We start from the raw sequence: 4,500 nt of genomic DNA, 5'->3' as shown, positions 1-4,500 counted from the left end.
CGCCAAGGCGGCGGCAGAGGCGCAGGCGGCGCCGCTTCGGGCGGGCATGGCGCTGGCGCGCAGCCCGGCTGCGGCAGCGGCAGCCGAGGCAGTGGCGGCGGCGATCCGCGCCGGCGCGGCGAAAGCGCAGGCGGCAGCCGGGGCGCAGGCACCCGCCCCGGCGATGGAACGCCCGGCCCCGCTGGGGCGCCCGATGCCGGACCCGCAGGCGGCAGAGATCCCCGCCGGGCCCGAAACGGTGGTGCAGCCGGTTCTGGCCCGCGCCCCGGCGGCGGCGCAGCCGGTGAAACCCGTGCTGCGGGCCGAGCCCCGGCTGGCAGCGCCGGTGAAGGCGCCCGCCGCCATTGTTCCGGCTCCGGTGTCGGCTCCGGTTGCGGCGTCCGCGCCGGTGGCGGTGCCGCAGGATGAGGATTGGATGCTGCCCGAGACCGAGGCGGATTGGCAGGAGGAGGCCGATCTGGCGGCCTATCGCCCGGCCTCTCCGGCCCCGGCGTTCCTGCGGCGCGGGGCAGTGCCTGCCGCCGAGGTGTACAATGAGGATTGGCAGCCCGAGGATGACGCCGCAGAGGAGGATGACCTGATCGCGGCGCCCCGGCTGAGCGCCTCGCGCGAGATGGCGGCTGCGCGGGTTTCGGCACCCTTGATCGCGCCCGAGGTGAAGCGCGGCGTGGTGCAGCATCCGCTGAAAAAGCCGGTGCAGCCCTCGGCCCGGGCAGCGGCAGAGGCACAGCCGCGCCTGCGCTTCGAGGAGCAGATGGCGCAGGCCTATGAGCTGCCGCCCTTGTCGCTGCTGGCCTCGGCCAGCACGGTGCAGCGCCATACGCTGTCGGATGAGGCGCTGGAAGAAAACGCCCGCATGCTGGAATCGGTTCTGGATGATTACGGCGTGAAGGGCGAGATTGTCAGCGTGCGCCCTGGCCCGGTGGTGACGATGTATGAGCTGGAACCGGCGCCGGGCCTGAAGGCCAGCCGGGTGATCGGGCTGGCGGATGACATTGCGCGCAGCATGTCGGCGCTGTCGGCGCGGGTCTCGACGGTGCCGGGGCGCAGCGTGATCGGGATCGAATTGCCCAATGCCACCCGCGAGAAGGTGGTGCTGCGCGAGATCCTCGCCGCGCGCGATTTCGGCGACAGCAACATGCGGCTGCCGCTGGCGCTGGGCAAGGATATTGGCGGCGATGCCGTGGTGGCGAACCTGGCCAAGATGCCGCATCTGCTGATTGCCGGGACGACCGGCTCGGGCAAATCGGTGGCGATCAACACGATGATCCTGAGCCTGCTGTACAAGCTGACGCCCGAGGAATGCCGGTTGATCATGATCGACCCCAAGATGCTGGAGCTTTCGGTTTACGATGGCATTCCGCATCTGCTCTCGCCTGTGGTCACCGACCCCAAGAAGGCGGTTGTCGCCCTGAAATGGGTGGTGGGCGAGATGGAGGAGCGCTATCGCAAGATGTCCAAGATGGGCGTGCGCAATATTGACGGCTATAATGGCCGGGTGCGCGAGGCCCTGGCGGCGGGCGAGTTGTTCAAGCGCACGATCCAGACCGGGTTTGATGAGGATACCGGCGAGCCGGTGTTCGAGACGGAAGAATTCGCGCCGGTGGCCTTGCCCTATATCGTGGTCATCGTGGACGAGATGGCCGATCTGATGATGGTGGCGGGCAAAGAGATCGAGGCCTGCATTCAGCGTCTGGCGCAGATGGCGCGGGCGAGCGGCATTCACCTGATCATGGCGACGCAGCGGCCTTCGGTCGATGTGATCACCGGCACGATCAAGGCGAACTTCCCGACGCGGATTTCCTTCCAGGTGACCTCGAAGATCGACAGCCGGACGATCTTGGGCGAGCAGGGGGCAGAGCAGCTGCTGGGGCAGGGCGACATGCTCTATATGGGCAATGGCGCGCGGATCACCCGGATTCACGGGCCTTTCGTCTCGGATGAGGAGGTGGAGGAGATCGTGAACCACCTGAAATCCTTCGGTCCGCCGCAATATATGTCGGGCGTGGTTGAGGGGCCGGAAGACGATGTGGCGGGCGATATTGACGCGGTGTTGGGGCTGAATACCGGCGGCAATACCGAGGGCGAGGATGCGCTTTACGATCAGGCGGTGGCGATCGTGGCCAAGGACCGGAAATGCTCGACCAGCTACATTCAGCGCAAGCTGGGCATCGGCTATAACAAGGCCGCACGTCTGGTGGAGCAGATGGAGCAGGAGGGCGTGGTGACGACGGCGAACCATGTGGGCAAGCGGGAAATTCTGATCCCGGAGGCGTGAGCTTTTCGCAAGGGTTGTGAAACGCGGTGGTCGAAGGGCCGCCGCGTTTTGCGTTTGGGGGTGGTTTGACAATGGCCGAGGCCATGTGGGAGCGTGCGCGAGTTCGGGCCGGTGACCCAAAGCCAGGGGCCATGGTCTGAACTGGCGTCTCGGGGTTGGTTTGACGATGGCCGAGGCCATTGCCGAGGTCACGCGGCCCCGTCTCCACATCGGGCCGGTGGCCCGAAGCCACCGGCCAGCGCCCGCCCTTCGGGCGGCGGGCGCTTCGCACCCGCCGGGCGGGCTCCGGCCTCTCGGTCATGGGCTGAGGCGGTTTTGCGGCGGCGGTTCTACAGGGCCGGGGAAACGCGGTGCGTTTCCTGTTCCGGCCCCAGTTGGCCGAGGGCATTGCCGAGGTCAGATGGTCGCGGTTGTGAGTTCGGGCCGGTGGGTCATGAGCCGAGAGGGTCTTGCGGGGCGGTTTCAATCGGGCGGGGAAACGCGGTGCGTTTCCTGTTCCGGCCCTTTGGACCTAGCGCTTTTTCACCGGCTGGCGGGCTTGCCAGGCGGCCCAGAGGTCGGGGCGGCGGGTGGCGGTGAGGGCGTGCGATTGCGCGCGGCGCCATTTGGCGATCTCGGCATGGTTGCCCGACAGCAGCACCGGCGGCACCTCGCGCCCCTCCCAGACCGGGGGCTTGGTGAATTGCGGATGCTCCAGCAAGCCATCCGAAAAACTTTCCTCCACGGTGGAGTCGTGATTGCCCAGCACACCGGGGATCAGGCGCACGGTGGCGTCGATCATGGCCTGCGCGGCAATCTCGCCGCCGGTCATGACGAAATCGCCAAGGCTCACCTCCTCGATGCCATAGGCGTCGATCACGCGCTGGTCCACGCCCTCGAAGCGGCCACAGAGCAGGGTGAGGCCATCGGCCTCGGCCCAGGCCTGCGCGCGGGCCTGGGTGAAGGGCGCGCCGCGCGGGGTGAGGAACACGATGGGCCAGCGCGCGCGATCCGGGGGCGCGCCGCGCTGCGCCTGATCCAGCGCCGCCGCCACCACATCGGCGCGCAAGACCATGCCCGCGCCGCCGCCTGCGGGCGTGTCATCGACATTGCGGTGCTTGCCCAGACCGAAGGGCCGCAGGTCGATGGTCTCCAGCGCCCAAAGCCCCATATCCAGCGCCTTGCCGGTGAGCGACAGGCCCAGCGTGCCGGGAAAGGCCTCGGGGAAGAGGGTGATGATCCTGGCCGCCCAGGCGCCCTTGACCCGCTGCCGCGCCATCAGGTCGCGCGGTTGCAGGCTGGCCGAAATGGTCAGGCGACCATGGCTTTTCATCGGCGGCGTCTTGGGTTCGGCGGGCGGCACGGGATCATCGCTGTTCATGCCCGGTGGTTTAGGGCAAAGCGGGCCTGCTTGCAAAGGGATCAGCGGCCCGGCGGGGTGCCGCGCGCCAGCAGGGCGCGTTTGGCGGCGGTCAACGCCTCGGGGTCGAGGCCGCGGCGGTTCAGTGCCACCAGCTTGCGCGCGATACGGGCCTTGCCGCTGGCATTGACCGGCGGCACGGGGGCCAGCGTGGCGCGCAGCGAGTCGGGCAGGGCGATGAGGTCATAAAGCGCCTCGACCGGGCCAAGGCGGCGCGGGCCGTGCCGCTCCAGCGCCATGGCGATGGCGGGGGTGTCGGCCTCCAGCCCGATCTGCGCCACCAAGGCGGTGAAATCGCAGGCGGGGCGCAGGCGCGCGGCGAAGGGCGCGAAATCCTCGGTCAGATGCGGGTGCTGCGCCTGCTGCCAATAGACCGAGGCCAGCCAGCTTTCGGGGGCGCGGGTGCCATAGGCCAGCCAGACCTCGGCGCCCGGCCACATCTCGCGCGCGGCGCGGGCGGCGACCGAGGCGAGACGCCCCGCCATGGCATAAGCGTCGATGCCGGGATGGCCGGGCATATGGCCCGAAAGATCCTCGCATGACAGGATCAGGCGCTGATCCTGCCCCAGCGGAATCAAGCCCAGCCACGCATCAAAGGCGCGGCGGAACAGGCGGCGGTTCACCACCCCCGGCGCGCGCGACAGCAGGCGCGCGGCCTCCTGCATGCGGTGGCCTTCGGGCGTATCGGCCAACAGCACGGCGCAATGCGGCGCGAGGGCGGCGGCGTGGGCGCGCAAGGCGGCCTGAACCGAACTGCTGCCGGTCTTGTGAAACCCCGCATGGATCAGGATGCGCGGCGCCATGGCAGGCTCAGGCCGACAGC

General features: G+C 69.0%; 3 protein-coding genes. 1 reads left to right on the top strand and 2 read right to left on the bottom strand.

Translation table 11 applies throughout. The features are described 5' to 3' along the window. Positions 1 to 2,278 (top strand): DNA translocase FtsK (locus JNN06_RS17235; RefSeq protein ID WP_291240825.1); only part of this gene is annotated, 2,278 nt, incomplete at its 5' end. A gap of 511 nt (positions 2,279 to 2,789) precedes the next feature. Here the strand turns inward: JNN06_RS17235 and trmD are convergent. Together trmD and JNN06_RS17225 are read right to left on the bottom strand one after the other, a co-directional pair. Further along, positions 2,790 to 3,638, bottom strand: coding sequence for a tRNA (guanosine(37)-N1)-methyltransferase TrmD (gene trmD / locus JNN06_RS17230; protein WP_291240824.1), 849 nt, complete (start codon positions 3,636 to 3,638; stop codon positions 2,790 to 2,792). A 41-nt stretch (positions 3,639 to 3,679) separates the two neighbouring features. Next, positions 3,680 to 4,500, bottom strand: an 821-nt coding sequence (locus JNN06_RS17225; RefSeq protein ID WP_291240823.1) for a hypothetical protein, incomplete at its 5' end; no start/stop codon positions are given.

The sequence above is a fragment of the Gemmobacter sp. genome (assembly GCF_016792925.1).
Classification (GTDB): Bacteria; Pseudomonadota; Alphaproteobacteria; order Rhodobacterales; family Rhodobacteraceae; genus Gemmobacter.
The sequence above is the reverse complement of the archived record's forward strand: the minus strand, read 5'-3'. Positions and strand labels throughout refer to the sequence as shown.

Excerpts from the sequence above, each read along its gene's own strand:
- trmD (WP_291240824.1), bottom strand. The coding sequence starts at position 3,638 with ATGAACAGCGATGATCCCGTGCCGCCCGCCGAACCCAAGACGCCGCCG.